Here is a 16,097-nt window from a genome sequence, read left to right as displayed (position 1 = left end):
CCTTCGTGCCGGATGCGATTTGCTTATCCGGCCTACAAAATCGCAGCGTGTAGGCCTGATAAGACGCGTCGGCGTCGCATCAGGCGTTACATACCTGATGCGGCTACTTAGCGACGAAATCCGTAATACACTTCGTTCCAGCGCAGCGCGTCTTTAAACGCTGGAAGGCGGGTATCGTTATCAATCACCGTGATTTCAATGTCGTGCATCTCGGCGAACTGGCGCATATCGTTGAGGTTCAGCGCATGGCTGAAGACGGTATGGTGCGCGCCACCGGCAAGGATCCACGCTTCGGAAGCGGTCGGCAGATCCGGTTGCGCTTTCCACAGCGCATTCGCCACCGGCAGTTTCGGCAGGGAGTGCGGTGTTTTCACCGTGTCGATGCAGTTAACCAGCAGACGATAACGATCGCCGAGATCAATCAGGCTGGCGACAATGGCCGGACCAGTTTGAGTATTGAAGATCAGGCGAGCCGGGTCGTCTTTACCGCCAATACCAAGGTGCTGAACGTCGAGGATCGGTTTCTCTTCCACAGCGATCGACGGGCAGACTTCCAGCATATGGGAGCCGAGTACCAGGTCATTACCTTTCTCGAAGTGATAGGTGTAGTCCTCCATAAAGGAGGTGCCGCCCTGCAGACCGGTTGACATCACCTTCATGATGCGAAGCAGGGCGGCAGTTTTCCAGTCGCCTTCGCCCGCAAAGCCGTAGCCCTGCTGCATCAGACGCTGTACGGCCAGACCAGGAAGCTGTTTCAGGCCGTGCAAATCTTCAAAGGTAGTAGTGAAAGCGTGGAAGCCACCCTGTTCCAGGAAACGCTTCATCCCCAGCTCAATACGCGCCGCTTCCAGCACGTTCTGTCGTTTTTCGCCGTGGATTTGTGTGGCAGGTGTCATGGTGTAGCAGCTTTCGTACTCATCGACCAGCGCGTTAACATCGCCGTCGCTGATGGAGTTCACCACCTGCACCAGATCGCCAACCGCCCAGGTATTGACGGAGAAACCAAACTTGATCTGTGCGGCAACTTTATCGCCATCGGTGACCGCTACTTCACGCATGTTATCGCCAAAACGGCAGACTTTCAGATGACGGGTATCCTGTTTAGAGACCGCCTGACGCATCCAGGAGCCGATACGCTCATGTGCTTGTTTATCCTGCCAGTGACCGGTAACAACGGCATGTTGCTGACGCATACGCGCGCCGATGAAGCCGAACTCGCGACCGCCATGCGCGGTCTGGTTCAGGTTCATAAAGTCCATGTCGATGCTGTCCCACGGCAGCGCCGCGTTGAACTGGGTGTGGAATTGCAGCAACGGTTTGTTGAGCATGGTCAGGCCGTTGATCCACATTTTGGCCGGGGAGAAAGTGTGCAGCCACACCACCAGACCAGCGCAACGATCGTCGTAATTCGCGTCGCGGCAAATAGCGGTGATTTCATCCGGCGTGGTGCCCAGCGGTTTCAGCACCAGTTTGCAGGGCAACTTCGCTTCTGTATTCAGTGCATTAACAACGTGTTCCGCATGTTGCGTCACCTGGCGCAGAGTCTCCGGGCCGTAAAGATGCTGGCTGCCAATTACAAACCACACTTCATAATTATCAAAAATCGTCATTGTCGTGTCCTTATAGAGTCGGAACGGCCTGGGCAGCCTGTGCCGGGGCGGAAGTTGGAAGATAGTGTTGTTCGGCGCTCATCGCCCATTGCTGATAGCGGCGATAAAGCTGTTCAAAGCGTTGTGCCTGTTCGCTGCGCGGTTGCAGGGTTTTCTCTACCGCACTGGCCATTTTTTGCTGGGCTGATGGGATGTCTGCGTGCACTTTCGCGGCGACAGCAGCAAAAATCGCCGCACCGAGCGCACAGCACTGGTCAGAGGCAACAATTTGCAGCGGGCGATTCAGCACGTCGCAGCAGGCCTGCATAATGACCTGGTTTTTCCGCGCGATGCCGCCCAGCGCCATCACGTTATTGACGGCGATCCCCTGATCGGTAAAGCACTCCATGATTGCGCGTGCGCCAAAGGCGGTGGCAGCAATCAAACCGCCGAACAGCAGCGGAGCGTCGGTAGCGAGGTTCAGATCGGTAATCACCCCTTTCAGGCGTTGGTTAGCGTTCGGTGTGCGGCGGCCGTTAAACCAGTCGAGCACCACCGGTAGGTGATCCAGAGACGGATTTTGAGCCCATACTTCGGTCAGCGCCGGAAGCAGTTGTTTCTGGCTGGCGTTGATTTGCTCTTTCAGTTCCGGATGCTGGGCGGCAAGCTGTTCCAGCGGCCAGCCGAGTACGCGACCAAACCAGGCGTAGATATCCCCAAACGCCGATTGGCCTGCTTCCAGACCGATAAATCCAGGCACCACGCTGCCATCAACCTGACCGCAAATACCTTTCACTGCCCGCTCGCCAACGCTCTGTTTGTCGGCAATCAGAATGTCACAGGTGGAAGTACCGATAACTTTTACCAGTGCGTTAGGCTGTGCGCCTGCGCCAACTGCGCCCATATGGCAGTCAAACGCGCCGCCGGAAATCACTACGCTTTCAGGCAGGCCGAGACGCTGCGCCCATTCCGGGCATAAGGTGCCCACCGGAATATCGGCAGTCCAGGTATCAGTGAACAGCGGGGAAGGCAAATGGCGATTGAGGATCGGGTCCAGCTCATCAAAGAAACTGGCTGGCGGCAGGCCACCCCAGCTTTCGTGCCACAGAGATTTATGCCCGGCGCTGCAACGTCCGCGACGAATATCCTGCGGGCGGGTGGTACCGGAAAGCAGAGCTGGCACCCAGTCGCACAGCTCAATCCATGATGCGGCAGATTGTGCCACGGCGTTGTCCTGGCGAGTTACATGCAGGATTTTTGCCCAGAACCATTCGCTGGAATAAATACCGCCAATATTGCGGGAGTAGTCAACGTTGCCCGGCGTGTGACATAAGCGGGTAATCTCTTCCGCTTCTTCAACCGCGGTGTGGTCTTTCCACAATACGAACATCGCGTTCGGGTTCTCGGCAAACTCCGGGCGCAGCGCCAACACGTTGCCGTCGGCGTCAATCGGTGCGGGCGTCGAGCCGGTTGTGTCAACGCCAATCCCGACCACAGCTGCGCGCTGTTCGACGCAAAGCTCTGCAAGCACAGTTTTCAGCGCCGCTTCCATTGACTCAATGTAGTCACGCGGATGATGACGGAACTGGTTATTCGGGGCATCACAAAATTGCCCGTTCTGCCAACGGGGATACCACTCTACGCTGGTGGCGATCTCTTCACCAGTGGCGCATTCCACCGCCAAAGCTCGCACAGAATCACTGCCAAAATCGAGGCCAATTGCAATCGCCATCGTTTCACTCCATCCAAAAAAACGGGTATGGAGAAACAGTAGAGAGTTGCGAAAAAAAACGTCAGGCTGGATCCGCTAATCTTATGGATAAAAATGCTATGGCATAGCAAAGTGTGACGCCGTGCAAATAATCAATGTGGACTTTTCTGCCGTGATTATAGACACTTTTATTACGCGTTTTTGTCATGGCTTTGGTCCCGCTTTGTTACAGAATGCTTTTAATAAGCGGGGTTACCGGTTGGGTCAGCGAGAAGAGCCAGTAAAAGACGCAGTGACGGCAATGTCTGATGCAATATGGACAATTGGTTTCTTCTCTGAATGGCGGGAGTATGAAAAGTATGGCTGAAGCGCAAAATGATCCCCTGCTGCCGGGATACTCGTTTAACGCCCATCTGGTGGCGGGTTTAACGCCGATTGAGGCCAACGGTTATCTCGATTTTTTTATCGACCGACCGCTGGGAATGAAAGGTTATATTCTCAATCTCACCATTCGCGGTCAGGGCATAGTGAAAAACCAGGGACGAGAATTTGTCTGCCGACCGGGTGATATTTTGCTGTTCCCGCCAGGAGAGATTCATCACTACGGTCGTCATCCGGAGGCTCACGAATGGTATCACCAGTGGGTTTACTTTCGTCCGCGCGCCTACTGGCATGAATGGGTTAACTGGCCGTCGATATTTGCCAATACCGGTTTCTTTCGCCCGGATGAAGCGCACCAGCCGCATTTCAGCGACCTGTTTGGGCAAATCATTAATGCCGGACAAGGGGAAGGGCGCTATTCGGAATTGCTGGCGATAAATCTGCTTGAGCAATTGTTACTGCGGCGCATGGAAGCGATTAACGAGTCGCTCCATCCGCCGATGGATAATCGGGTACGCGAGGCTTGTCAGTACATCAGCGATCACCTGGCAGACAGTAATTTTGATATCGCCAGCGTCGCACAGCATGTCTGCCTGTCGCCGTCGCGTCTGTCGCATTTGTTCCGCCAGCAGTTAGGGATTAGCGTATTAAGCTGGCGCGAGGACCAGCGCATCAGTCAGGCGAAGCTGCTTTTGAGCACCACCCGGATGCCTATCGCCACAGTCGGTCGCAATGTCGGTTTTGACGATCAACTCTATTTCTCGCGAGTATTTAAAAAATGCACCGGGGCCAGCCCGAGCGAGTTTAGGGCTGGATGTGAATAATAAGAAAGAAGGGGGAGTCTCTTACTTTCGTTACCTGACGTTATTTATATATGTTACGGATAATTAATTTTATTTTATTTGTAAGCTAAATATTAATTATCTTTAGGTGAATCGTTTCGCCTGAATAATATTTTTGTTTGTTTTTGCTTGCCTGTTTTTTTCTTGATAAAAATCCCGATAACAATTTCTTTTTTAGTGATAATAAAATCAAAAAGGAAGACTTATGTATCGGGATACCCGTCGTGAATATATTGTCCGGTTACTTCGCAACAAGGATGAGTGCAGTGTTAGCGATTTAGCTAACTATTTTTCTGTTACCAAAGAGACGATTCGGACAGATTTAGCGTGGTTGCAAAAGCGTGGTGTAGTGAGTCGTCATCATGGAGGCGTCTCATTGAAAAAACATTTAATGCAAAATGCGCTTTCGCAACAAGAGTATGTCGATATGAGTTTGCTTATCAAGCAACAACAGCAGGGTATTGGCTATTTAACCTCGCTTGATGATAAAGGACGCCGAATGGTAGGTAAAGTTTGTGTGTTAGGATCATTTAACGTCGATATTGTGGCGAAAGTGTATCGCTTCCCGAATGAAGGCGAAACGTTAGTGGCCAGGGAAACTACCATGGGGCCGGGGGGTAAAGGCGCGAATCAGGCACTAGCCGCTCATCGGGCAGGTGCGCAAATACACTTCGCCTGTAAGATTGGTCGCGATCAGTTTAATCATTTTGCCCGCAATCATATTGAGTCCATTGGTATTGGTTCATTTACTTTTTATGAGTCTGAACTATCTACCACCGGTTGTGCGGTCATTTATGTAAATGATGAAGGTGAAAACATGATTGCTATGTCTCCAGGGGCAAATCATGAATTAAGTGATAACGATATTATTCAACTTTCTCACTTTATAGCCGAGTCCGATGTATTCATTGTACAGATGGAAAATAATCTTGCCGCTACTCAACTGGCATTAAAATGTGCTCAAAAAATGCAGGTGACAACGATTTTAAATCCTGCACCGTGGTCCAGTGATGTCGCCACATTATTACCTTTTATTGATATTGTGACGCCAAATGAAACCGAAGCATCGGCGATGTCAGGTATGGTAATTGACAATATTTCTGATGCTGTGAAGGCTGCGAAGCATATTTATAATGCCGGGCAATGTTCAGTAATTATTACGATGGGAAAACGAGGTGCATTAATTTATGACGGGCAACAATGTGCGCATATTCCGGCATTTTCGGCAGTCGCTGTAGATACAACAGGTGCGGGTGATGCGTTTAATGGCGCGCTCGCCGCCGCACTGGCGAAGGGAGAATCACTTGTTAAAGCAGCCTGGTATGCCAGCGCTTTCGCTTCGCTGGCAGTAGAAAAAGAAGGGGCAGCCAATATGCCTGATATCTCTCTGGTGGATGCCAGAATTCAGCAGCAGAATGTTGCCATTCAGACTTTCTGATGTTTCACTGAACGAAGGATGAAATATGAAAACAATTGAAGGGATTATTCCGGTAATGCTAACGCCTTTTACGGCGGATAATAAAATTGATTACCTGGGTCTTAAACGGCTAATTGACTGGTATATCGAAAACGGTGCCGACGCGTTATTTGCCGTGTGTCAGTCCAGTGAAATGCAGTATTTAACTTTAGAAGAGCGCGTGGAGCTGGCGAGCTTTGTGGTTGAATATAGCCAACAACGAGTACCGGTTATTGCGTCCGGGCATATTTCTGATGATCTGGAACAGCAAATTCAGGAGCTCAATGCTATGGCGGCAACGGGCATTGATGCGCTGGTGTTAGTGACGAATCATCTTGATCCACATAACGAAGGTACCACGGTATTCCTCCGTACGCTTGATGCGCTATTGATGTCATTACCCGAAAGTATGGCGCTGGGTCTGTATGAATGCCCGGCCCCGTATCGCCGCTTATTAACCGATGAGGAACTGCTTTACTGCGCACAAAGCGGGCGTTTTCAAATCTTAAAAGACGTCAGTTGTGATCTACCTACAGTGACGCGACGGGTGCAATTAACTCAGCACACGCCAATGACGATTGTTAATGCTAATGCTGCCATTGCCTGGGAGGCGATGCTTGCAGGTTCGAAAGGTTTTTGTGGCGTCTTTGCCAACTTTCATCCTGACTTGTATCACTGGCTTTGGCTTGAAGGAAAACAACACCCTGAAGAGGCAAAACAACTCGCCTGGTTTTTATCGCTGAGTGCCGTCAGTGAAAATATTGGCTATCCGAAAAATGCCAAAATATTTCATCAGCAGCGAGGAACATTTGACTGTGTTCATTGCCGGGTAACGGCTGACGATGTGCTGAAAAAATATTGGGGGCTGGAGGTGGTGCTAAAACAAATTGCTGATGCCGCAGATTTCCAGCGTCAACAACTCAAATATTAATATCCGACAGCACTTGCTGTTATTAAAAAATAATTAAGACAGGAGTCTACAAATATGAAACGAACCCTGATGAGTTGTGCCGTTGCTTCACTGCTGGTTTCAGGTTCCGCGCTGGCTGCATGGCCAGAAAAACCAATCCAAATCATTGTCCCCTGGGGCGCGGGAGGAAATACCGATACGGTTGCACGCCTGGTGGCAGAAGGGCTGCAAAAAGAGTTGAAAGTGAATGTCAACGTGGTGAATCGCACGGGAGGTGCTGGGGTGGTTGGCCATGATGCCATTGCGAAAGCTAAAGCGGATGGCTATACCCTGGGAATTGCGACGGTAGAAATCACCATGATGCACCATCAGGGGATGACGGCGTTAACGTATCAGAACTACACGCCAATTACACGGCTGGCAGTGAATCTGGGAGGCGTGCAAGTCGCAGCAAATTCGCAGTTCGAAAATATCGTCCAGATGACCGACTACATCAAGGCGAATCCAGGTAAGTTAAAAGCATCGGGTAGCGGGTTAAATTCCGGCTGGCATCTGAACTTGATAGGTATGCTCGACAGTATGGGGCTTCCGCCTTCTGCCGTGACCTGGGTGCCTTCTGAAGGTTCCAGTTCTGCACTGATGGAACTGGTTTCCGGTGGTATAGATTTTACAACGTCATCACCAGGCGAAGCGAAAAGTATGGTCGATGCCAAAATGGTGCGTAATTTAGCGACCATGGCAGAAAAATCAGCAGGGCTTTATAAAGATCTTCCAGTATTCCAACAAGCAACTGGCTATAAATATCATTTGGCGACATGGAATGCCTTAGTGGTTCCGGCGGGTACTCCTGAAGAGGTCTCACAAAAATTAACTGCCGCTATGCAGGCAGTGTTTGCGCAGGGGAAATTACAAGAATTCGCTACCAAACAGGGTTTCGAAGTTTACCCGCTGTATGGCAAAGAGATGACGACATTTATGGCAGATGAAGATGCCAGATACGGAAAATTAATAGCCAAAATCAAAGGTTAATCAGACAGGGCGGTGAATATATCGCCGCCAAATTACAGGGATAGCATTATGCGCATAATACCGATAACGCCGTTATTTCTGCTGATTTTTGCCATGTTTATTTTTGGCTGGAGCATAACGCAATATGGAGGCATATCGCAGTATGGCGCTGGATTTATGCCTTGCATCATCAGTGGATTGTTGTTGTTTTTAGCGGCTATTGATGTAGCGATAGATATTAAACACCGGCACCGTAACAAAGTTTCTTTAACTTTTGATGAAGTGAAAGCACTTTTACTGGTTATTACAGTGGTACTACTGTTTGTATTACTGTTAGATATTCTCGGCTTTGTGATTTGCTCATTTTTGTTGCTTTTTATTTTAATGAAAATACGAGGTGTCAGACTTTTGCATTCCGTTATCGTTTCGATATCGGCATCTCTTATTATCTGGTTCATTTTTGCCAGAGTGTTGTTGGTCGCCTTTCCTGAAGGAATCTTGTTTTAAGGATGCAATATGGATATTTTGATTCAGGCACTAACGTATATTAATTTGAATGCCATTCTGGCCATTATTGCTGCTACGGCCTTTGGGTTATTTGTGGGGGCCATCCCTGGATTGACCGCAACGATGGCGGTTGCACTAATGGTGCCTTTTACCTTCTTTCTTGATCCTATTCCCGCCCTGGCATTAATGATTGCCGTTGGTGCGTCATCCATTTATGCCGGAGATATCCCCGGCGCACTTTTGCGTATACCAGGGACACCTGCTTCGGCGGCTTATGTTGCTGATTCAAATGAACTGGTCAAGCAAGGGAAGGTGAATCGCGTATTGGGACTTGGGCTGGTGAGTTCGGTCATTGGTGGCGTGATTGGATCACTTATTTTGATGTTGGCTGCGCCTGTACTGGCGAAATTTGCCCTTAATTTTAGTTCTTATGAATACACATGGCTTTCTCTTTTAGGCTTAACTTGCGCGACTCTGGTTGTGGGTAATCAACCACTGAAAGGCATGGTGACCTTATGTTTGGGATTATTACTGGCGTGTATCGGTTATGATCAAATATCCGGAGTTCCACGTTTTACGTTTGGTCAAATCAGCCTGTTACAAGGGGTGAACTTTATCCCGGCGATGATTGGTCTGTTCGCGATATCCGGCGCAATTGAATATTATCGTGACAAAATTAGCCAGGTAAGTGGTGTTGTGCCACAAACGCAAACGGGGATTAATTTATTCAAGGGAATGGGGCAGGTGATTTGGTCACGAAAATTAAATCTTGGCCGAAGTAGTATTATCGGTACGCTTATCGGAGCATTACCCGGCGCTGGAGCGGATATTGCTGCGTGGATAAGTTACGCCATTTCAAAAAAATTCTCTCGCCAGCAGGAGTTATATGGGCATGGATCTGAGGAGGCAATTGTTGATTCCTCGAGCAGTAACAACGCCAGTCTGGCGGGGAGTTGGATCCCTTCATTAGTTTTCGGTATTCCGGGCGATTCTGCCGCTGCAATTATCATCGGCGTGCTCTATATGAAGGATATGAATCCAGGGCCGACATTATTTCTGTTCCAGGCAGATAAACTTTATGCCGTATTTATCTTGTTTCTGATCGCCAATATTGCATTACTACCGTTAGCCACAATTGCGGTCAGTTTCATCAAACGCATCATCTGGATTGATAAAGCGATTCTGTACCCGATTATTCTGATTTTCAGTATTGTCGGTGCATTTGCTATCGATAACTCGGGTGCTTCTGTCGTTGTCATGTTGGTCATGGGGGTTCTTGGATACTGGTTACAACGTAAGGAATACCCGGTTTCGCCCATTATTCTGGGGATGATTCTTGGGCCAATGTTGGAAAAAAACTTATTATCTTCAATGATTAAGTCTAATGGCGAATGGCTGGCGTTTGTTGAGCGCCCGGTATCTATGGCACTGGCTGTCTGTTTCTTTTTGGTTGTCGCGTTGCAAGGACGCAATATCTACCGTTCATTTAGCCGTTAATCCGTTGTTTTCAGACCATCCAAGTTGTGGATGGTCTGCCTTCCCCTAAGTAAAATCCTGCGTGACTGCTAAATTTATACTCTAAATGATTCGCGTTGCAGGAATATATTCATACAAAGAATAGATTGACCTGAATACCACCACTTTGCACAATCCACGACGAATTCATCAACCGGGCACATTATGCAAGCATTGCTGGAACACTTTATTACCCAATCCACCGTGTATTCATTGATGGCGGTGGTGTTGGTGGCCTTTCTGGAGTCGCTGGCGCTGGTCGGTTTGATTCTGCCCGGTACGGTGCTGATGGCGGGGCTGGGAGCGTTGATTGGCAGCGGTGAGTTAAGTTTCTGGCACGCCTGGCTGGCAGGGATCGTCGGTTGCCTGCTGGGCGACTGGATCTCCTTCTGGCTGGGCTGGCGTTTTAAAAAGCCGTTGCATCGCTGGTCATTTCTGAAGAAGAACAAAGCATTACTCGATAAAACCGAACATGCGCTGCATCAGCACAGCATGTTCACCATTCTGGTCGGTCGTTTTGTCGGCCCGACGCGTCCGCTGGTGCCAATGGTGGCAGGGATGCTGGATCTGCCGGTGGCGAAATTTATTACGCCAAATATTATCGGCTGCCTGTTATGGCCACCGTTTTACTTCCTGCCGGGGATTCTGGCGGGTGCGGCGATCGATATTCCTGCCGGGATGCAGAGCGGTGAGTTTAAATGGTTGCTGCTGGTGACGGCGGTATTGTTGTGGGTTGGTGGCTGGCTGTGCTGGCGGTTATGGCGCAGCGGTAAAGCGACTGACCGTTTGAGTCATTATTTGTCCCGCGGTCGTTTGTTGTGGCTGACGCCGTTGATTTCTGCCATCGGCGTGGTGGCGCTGGTGGTGTTAATTCGCCACCCGTTGATGCCGGTGTATATCGATATTTTGCGTAAAGTGGTTGGGGTTTAGAGGATAGCCTTGTGCGGGTTGCCTGATGCGACGCTTGCTGCGTCTTATCAGGCCTACAAAACGCACTACCTGTAGGTCGGATAAGGCGTTCACGCCGCATCCGACAGTGCATATTAACCTTTAATTCCCAACAGCGCCGAAGCACTCGCCTTACCGCTCAACAACTCATCGGTCTTACCCTGCCAGGCGATACGCCCGTCGGCGACCACCACCGAGCGCGTGGCGATCCGCGCCGCATCTTCCACACTGTGCGACACCATCAAGAGCGTCATTTTTTGCTGTTGGCAGCTCGAACTCACCAGCGTCAGCATCTCCTGACGTAGCGCCGGATCGAGTGCGGAAAACGGTTCATCGAGCAATAAAATGGGCTGTTCGCGTACCAGACAACGCGCTAACGCCACGCGCTGTCGCTGACCGCCGGAAAGCTCGCCAGGTAACCGCGCCATTAAATTATCAATCCCCATCTGGTGGGCAATCGCGTGCATTTTCTTCTGCTGCGCCGCATTTAGTTTCAACCCCGGATTTAGCCCCAGCCCGATGTTCTGCGCGACCGTCAGGTGGCTGAACAGGTTGTTCTCCTGAAACAGCATTGACACCGGACGACGTGACGGTGGCGTTGTGGTGTGATCTACGCCGTCGAGAGTCAGCAAACCGCTGGCTGGCGTCAGAAAACCGGCGATCAAATTTAGCAGGGTGCTTTTACCCGCGCCGCTTGGCCCGAGGATCGCCACCTGCTCGCCGCGTTCCACCGTTAAGCTAAAACGCATCGGCAAATGGTGGTAAAGCCAGGTGATATCAGTCAGTTTTAACATTTCGCCCCGGTATTTTTTCAATCACGGTAAACAGCAGAAAACAGAGCAGCAGCAGAATTAACGCGGTGACCGCGCCGTCCTGGCTGCGATAGGAGCCAATTTGCTGATAGAGATAAAACGGCAGGGTACGGAAATCATCGTTACCGAACAATGCCACCACGCCAAAATCACCAATCGACAGCACACAAGCAAAGGCCAGCGCCTGCGCCAGTGGACGTTTCAGAGCGCGCAGCTCCACCACTTTTAAGCGTGACCAGCCTTCAATGCCCAGCGACTGACACAACATGCTGTAGCGGGCGGTGATATCGCGCATCGGGTTTTCCAGTACTTTCAGCGCATAAGGGATTGCCATTAACGCATTGGTGAAAATCACAATGCCGTCAGCAGATTGTGGCAGGCCGATAGTGTTGTTGAGCAGTAAAAAGAAGCCCGTAGCCAGTACAATCCCCGGCATGGCGAGGATCAACATGCCGCTCATCTCCAGCGCCTGACCCGCCAGCATTTTCTGCCGTGCCCGAAGTTCGCGACTGCTCCATAGCAGCATCATGGTCAGCACTACGCACAATACGCCTGCCGCCAGCGCAATACGCAACGAGGTCCACAGCGCCTGCCACAGCACCGGTTGTGCCAGCACTTCCGGCAACTGGCGATTTACCCCATCGACGATCACCGCCAGTAACGGTGGCAGCAACAGCAGCAGCGCCAGCACAATTAACGCCGTGTCGCAAATGCGACTATGCAGACGATCGTCCGGGTCGCGCCAGCCTTGCAGCAGTGTGGTACCGGGCGCAATGGCCTTACTCAATCGCTGACTCAACAGCACCAGCCCGAGGCAGCACACCATCTGGATCAGCGCCAGCATTGCCGCGCGGGCAGGATCGTAGTCGTAACTCAGCGCCTGATAGATTGCCAGCTCGATAGTGGTCGCCTGCGGACCGCCGCCCAGCGATAGCACGGTGGCGAAGCTGGCGAAACAGAGCATAAAGATAAGCGCAGCAACCGGCGGGATTTGTCGCCGTAACCACGGCCATTCGACGAAGCGGAAGAAGTGCCAGCCGCGCATCCCAAGTTGTGCGGCAAGCTGACGTTGTTCGCCGGGAATGTTTTCCAGTGCCTGGAGTAATAAACGGCTAGCCATCGGCAGATTAAAAAACACATGGGCCAGCAAAATGCCTTGCAGGCCGTAGGGCGAAAAGGTCCACTCCAGACCAAGTGATTGCCAGAGCGAGGCCAGCCAGCCCTGGCGACCATAGACGCTAAGAATGCCGAAAACGGCGACCAGCACCGGGAGGATCAAGGTCATTGCGCACAGACGCAACAGCACCTGTCGCCCAGGAAAGCGCCTGCGATAGAGCGCGCGGGCGAGGAATATTGCGGGTACGACAGAGAGCAGCGCCGAGAGAAACGCCTGCCAGAAGGAGAAGCGCACCACATGCCACAGATAGCTGTCCTGCCAGACTGCCACCCAGTCACCCTGCGGCGCGTTCCACCACAGGGCGAGAAACGCCGCCAGCGCAACCGCTACCACCAGTGTGGCGGCGCTTATTCCTGGAATTAACCAGCCGGGAATTAACGGCTGACGGCGCGTTGCCATTCGCTAATCCATGCCTGACGTTGTGCCGCCACTTCGGCGGGCGTGAACTCTAGCGTGGTGGCTGGTTTGGTCAATTGTTCAAATCCTGCAGGCAGAGTGACGTTTGCTACCGGATACATCCAGTTGCCGGTTGGGATCGCATTCTGAAAAGCCGGAGAAACCATAAACTGGAGGAATTTTTGCGCCAGCTCTGGCTGCTTGCTGGCAGCGGTGCGGGCGGCAACTTCCACCTGCAGATAGTGACCTTCGCTGAAGTTCGCGGCGGCGTAGTTATCTTTCTTCTCTTCGAGAATGTGATAAGCCGGAGAGGTGGTGTAACTCAGTACCAGATCGCTTTCGCCTTTTAAAAACAGGCCGTAGGCTTCGCTCCAGCCTTTAGTGACCGTGACAGTTTTCTTCGCCAGTTTCTGCCAGGCTTGCGGGGCGTTATCGCCATAGACTTTTTGCATCCATAGCAACAGACCCAGACCTGGTGTACTGGTACGCGGATCTTCATAAATCACCCGCCAGTTTTGATCGCTCTCAACCAGTTCTTTCAGGCTTTGCGGCGGATTTTTCAGTTTGTTCTTGTCATAGACGAAGGCGAAATAGCCATAGTCAAACGGCACAAAGGTGTCATTTTTCCAGCCGCCGGGAACGTTTACAGCCTCTGTCGCGACGCCGCTTTTGGCAAACAACCCGGTTTTGCTGGCGGCGTCCAGCAGGTTGTTATCCAGCCCCAGCACCACATCGGCTTTGCTGTTTTTGCCTTCCATCCGTAGACGGTTGAGCAGCGAAACGCCATCTTCCAGCGCCACCAGTTTCAGTTCGCAATTACAGTCTGCTTCAAAGGCTTTTTTGACTACCGGACCAGGTCCCCAGTCAGCGGCAAAGGAATCGTAGGTATAAACAGTCAGAACAGGTTTAGCGAAAACAGGCGCTGTGCACAGCAACAGCAGGGGAAGACATTTTTTTAACACTTTGCACCTCACAAAAGAGTGGCAAAGGACTTGAGAAGGAGCCTCAAATCCCTTCGCCGGCGTTATCCGGATCAGGTTCGACGGGTATTTTCTCAGCGCACGCGGCTGCGTGGCACCCCGTTGAGAACGGCGTTAGTGTAGTGATTTTGTTATCAACCAGCAATCATGGATCCGGTGGTGCAAACCACGCTGATTTAAAATCGAACCAGCCGAGGGTGTTCATGCGCAGGCCGCGCATACTGCGTTGCCCCTGAATGATCAGCCAGTGGTGGATAAGTGGCACCATTGCTTTGCTGGCGACCAGTTGCTGGCACCAGTTCGCCAGGTTCATTTCGCCATTGCGCCAGCGGGCGGCGTCGGCTTGCCAGTCGATCGGAATACAGTGTTGGAGTAGCGGCACCTCGCACAAGTGCGCGAACAGCGAAAAATCCAGCGGCAGCGTAAAGTTGGCGCTGTTAAGCCAGATATCGCTCTCGATCTCTCCTTCATGCCACTGATCGTAGCTGATCTCTTTGATTTCCAGCGTGACCTGGTGACTCGCCAGAATCTGCTGCATGATCCCGGCAATCACTCGATGTTCAATATGATCCTGATAAAAGGTCAGGGTGAGATGTTCCAGCCCGGCGGGTTTTTCGCAATGTGTCGGGCGGGCATGGTGCCAGCGGGGGAGCAGTCCATAAGCCGGGAACCAGAGTTGCTGGTATTGTTCCTCGGCGAAATAGACCAGATTCGTCGGAGAAAGCACATAGCTTACCCAGTCCCTGACTTGCTGATTCGCCCCGCGGTGGGTGCGGTTGTCGAACAGTAAATAATAGCAACCTTCCTCCAGGCGGCTTTCAATCTCTTGTTCCTCGCCCTGCGGCCCTTTCAGCATCAGCCCTCCGGCTGGCTCGTCGGCAATTTCCGTTAGAACCCAGACGTTAACTTCGTCGATTAATGCCCGGTAACCGAAGAAGTCATCGAATGCCTGAATTTTCAGTTGATTGGTGCTGTTGCGGATCACCGCATACGGACCGGTGCCGATGGGATGGCTGGCAAAGTTACTGAGGGTTTCCCATTCGCGCGGCAGGATCATTGCCGGAACTTGCCCCAGCAGTAACGGCAACCAGCGGTCCGGTTGCGTGAGATGGATATCCAGCGTCCAGGGCGTCGGCGACACAATGTCAGCAATATGCGAATAGAGCGGAAGCGTATTGATTCGTTTTAAAGAGGCGATCACATCGTCCATTTCCAGTTCACGACCATGGTGAAAATGGACTCCTGGACGCAAAAAGAAACGCCAGTGAAGCGGTGATATTTGCTGCCAGTGGTGTGCGATGTCTGCTTCCAGTTCCCCATTTTCCTCATTTATGCGCGTTAGCGAACTGAAGATTTGCCGGGCGATATGGGTTTCAGAACGGCGCAATGCGCTGCCAGGTAGCAGATTACGCAACGGACGATAGTAGAGCACGCGCAGGATGTGCCGCCCCTGGCGGAAGCTGCGGCCCAGATGAGAAACCAGCATTTGCCGCACAGTCGCTTTGTCGCCAACCAACTGCACTAGTTGGTCGATACGATCCTGCTCCAGCAGGTCTTCCGCTCGCTGTTGCTGAAGCGCCAGCCCGGTATAGAGGAATGTCAGACGCGAGCGTTTACCGCGCCCGACTTCCGCTTCCCACGTCAGCCAGCCGCGATCCTGCATGGTGTTGAGCAGGGTGCGCATATGACGACGCGAGCAACTCAGTAACGCTGCCAGTTCGTTGAGCGTGGTCTCCTGAGATTTACCCTCGCAGCATTGCCACAGGCGGATGAACTGTTGTTGCAGACGAGCAGATGGCATAAAAGGGGAACTCCTGCGCAAAAGACAGCAATTTTATTTTCCCTATATTAAGTCAATAATTCCT

General features: G+C 51.5%; 13 protein-coding genes and 1 riboswitch. Of the genes, 7 read left to right on the top strand and 6 right to left on the bottom strand.

All coding sequences use genetic code 11. The annotated features are described in order from the left end of the window. Positions 1-107: 107 nt before the first annotated feature. Together araA and araB are read right to left on the bottom strand one after the other, a co-directional pair. Positions 108-1,610, bottom strand: a complete 1,503-nt coding sequence (gene araA / locus ACJHX4_RS11150; protein WP_000151734.1) for an L-arabinose isomerase — start codon at positions 1,608-1,610, stop codon at positions 108-110. A 10-nt stretch (positions 1,611-1,620) separates the two neighbouring features. Continuing rightward, positions 1,621-3,321, bottom strand: a complete 1,701-nt coding sequence (gene araB, locus ACJHX4_RS11145; RefSeq protein ID WP_000951881.1) for a ribulokinase — start codon at positions 3,319-3,321, stop codon at positions 1,621-1,623. Positions 3,322-3,659: 338 nt separating this feature from the next. On the opposite strand from araB, the gene araC reads away from it, so the two are divergent. From araC to ACJHX4_RS11110, 7 genes are all read left to right on the top strand, one after another. After that, positions 3,660-4,505: an arabinose operon transcriptional regulator AraC gene (gene araC, locus ACJHX4_RS11140; RefSeq protein ID WP_001295762.1), complete on the top strand. Its 846-nt coding sequence runs from the start codon at positions 3,660-3,662 to the stop codon at positions 4,503-4,505. A gap of 223 nt (positions 4,506-4,728) precedes the next feature. Continuing rightward, a complete protein-coding gene (locus ACJHX4_RS11135; RefSeq protein ID WP_001531372.1) occupies positions 4,729-5,961 on the top strand; it encodes a PfkB family carbohydrate kinase in 1,233 nt (410 codons plus the stop codon). Between the two features lie 25 nt (positions 5,962-5,986). Then, on the top strand, positions 5,987-6,910 hold the full coding sequence (locus ACJHX4_RS11130; RefSeq protein WP_000848327.1) for a dihydrodipicolinate synthase family protein: 924 nt from the start codon (positions 5,987-5,989) through the stop codon (positions 6,908-6,910). A gap of 54 nt (positions 6,911-6,964) precedes the next feature. Continuing rightward, positions 6,965-7,918 carry a tripartite tricarboxylate transporter substrate binding protein gene (locus tag ACJHX4_RS11125; RefSeq protein WP_000831650.1) on the top strand — a complete coding sequence of 318 codons (954 nt, stop codon included), beginning with the start codon at positions 6,965-6,967 and terminating at the stop codon, positions 7,916-7,918. Between the two features lie 48 nt (positions 7,919-7,966). Continuing rightward, positions 7,967-8,404 carry a tripartite tricarboxylate transporter TctB family protein gene (locus ACJHX4_RS11120; protein ID WP_001220296.1) on the top strand — a complete coding sequence of 146 codons (438 nt, stop codon included), beginning with the start codon at positions 7,967-7,969 and terminating at the stop codon, positions 8,402-8,404. A 9-nt stretch (positions 8,405-8,413) separates the two neighbouring features. After that, a complete protein-coding gene (locus ACJHX4_RS11115) occupies positions 8,414-9,901 on the top strand; it encodes a tripartite tricarboxylate transporter permease (protein WP_000353207.1) in 1,488 nt (495 codons plus the stop codon). A gap of 183 nt (positions 9,902-10,084) precedes the next feature. Next, entirely contained in the window at positions 10,085-10,849 is a 765-nt protein-coding gene (locus ACJHX4_RS11110) for a DedA family protein (protein ID WP_001148411.1), read from the top strand. A gap of 113 nt (positions 10,850-10,962) precedes the next feature. Here ACJHX4_RS11110 and thiQ read toward each other — a convergent pair whose 3' ends face one another. From thiQ to sgrR, 4 genes are all read right to left on the bottom strand, one after another. After that, on the bottom strand, positions 10,963-11,661 hold the full coding sequence (gene thiQ / locus ACJHX4_RS11105; RefSeq protein ID WP_000916271.1) for a thiamine ABC transporter ATP-binding protein ThiQ: 699 nt from the start codon (positions 11,659-11,661) through the stop codon (positions 10,963-10,965). Continuing rightward, positions 11,645-13,255, bottom strand: coding sequence for a thiamine/thiamine pyrophosphate ABC transporter permease ThiP (thiP, locus tag ACJHX4_RS11100; RefSeq protein WP_000235625.1), 1,611 nt, complete (start codon positions 13,253-13,255; stop codon positions 11,645-11,647). Before thiP ends, thiQ begins: the two co-directional genes overlap by 17 nt. After that, positions 13,231-14,214, bottom strand: coding sequence for a thiamine ABC transporter substrate binding subunit (thiB, locus tag ACJHX4_RS11095; protein WP_001295765.1), 984 nt, complete (start codon positions 14,212-14,214; stop codon positions 13,231-13,233). Before thiB ends, thiP begins: the two co-directional genes overlap by 25 nt. 30 nt (positions 14,215-14,244) lie before the next feature. Beyond that, positions 14,245-14,344, bottom strand: a riboswitch (TPP riboswitch). A gap of 33 nt (positions 14,345-14,377) precedes the next feature. After that, entirely contained in the window at positions 14,378-16,033 is a 1,656-nt protein-coding gene (sgrR, locus tag ACJHX4_RS11090) for a DNA-binding transcriptional regulator SgrR (RefSeq protein ID WP_001295766.1), read from the bottom strand. Positions 16,034-16,097 lie beyond the last annotated feature (64 nt).

Source organism: Escherichia sp. WS2035 (assembly GCF_046487065.1).
GTDB classification, from domain to species: domain Bacteria; phylum Pseudomonadota; class Gammaproteobacteria; order Enterobacterales; family Enterobacteriaceae; genus Escherichia; species Escherichia coli.
This window is presented reverse-complemented; position numbering and strand designations above follow the sequence as displayed.

Excerpts from the sequence above, each read along its gene's own strand:
- araA (WP_000151734.1), bottom strand. The coding sequence starts at position 1,610 with ATGACGATTTTTGATAATTATGAAGTGTGGTTTGTAATTGGCAGCCAG.
- ACJHX4_RS11120 (WP_001220296.1), top strand. The coding sequence starts at position 7,967 with ATGCGCATAATACCGATAACGCCGTTATTTCTGCTGATTTTTGCCATG.
- sgrR (WP_001295766.1), bottom strand. The coding sequence starts at position 16,033 with ATGCCATCTGCTCGTCTGCAACAACAGTTCATCCGCCTGTGGCAATGC.
- ACJHX4_RS11110 (WP_001148411.1), top strand. The coding sequence starts at position 10,085 with ATGCAAGCATTGCTGGAACACTTTATTACCCAATCCACCGTGTATTCA.
- ACJHX4_RS11135 (WP_001531372.1), top strand. The coding sequence starts at position 4,729 with ATGTATCGGGATACCCGTCGTGAATATATTGTCCGGTTACTTCGCAAC.
- ACJHX4_RS11130 (WP_000848327.1), top strand. The coding sequence starts at position 5,987 with ATGAAAACAATTGAAGGGATTATTCCGGTAATGCTAACGCCTTTTACG.
- ACJHX4_RS11125 (WP_000831650.1), top strand. The coding sequence starts at position 6,965 with ATGAAACGAACCCTGATGAGTTGTGCCGTTGCTTCACTGCTGGTTTCA.
- thiQ (WP_000916271.1), bottom strand. The coding sequence starts at position 11,661 with ATGTTAAAACTGACTGATATCACCTGGCTTTACCACCATTTGCCGATG.
- thiP (WP_000235625.1), bottom strand. The coding sequence starts at position 13,255 with ATGGCAACGCGCCGTCAGCCGTTAATTCCCGGCTGGTTAATTCCAGGA.
- ACJHX4_RS11115 (WP_000353207.1), top strand. The coding sequence starts at position 8,414 with ATGGATATTTTGATTCAGGCACTAACGTATATTAATTTGAATGCCATT.
- araB (WP_000951881.1), bottom strand. The coding sequence starts at position 3,321 with ATGGCGATTGCAATTGGCCTCGATTTTGGCAGTGATTCTGTGCGAGCT.
- araC (WP_001295762.1), top strand. The coding sequence starts at position 3,660 with ATGGCTGAAGCGCAAAATGATCCCCTGCTGCCGGGATACTCGTTTAAC.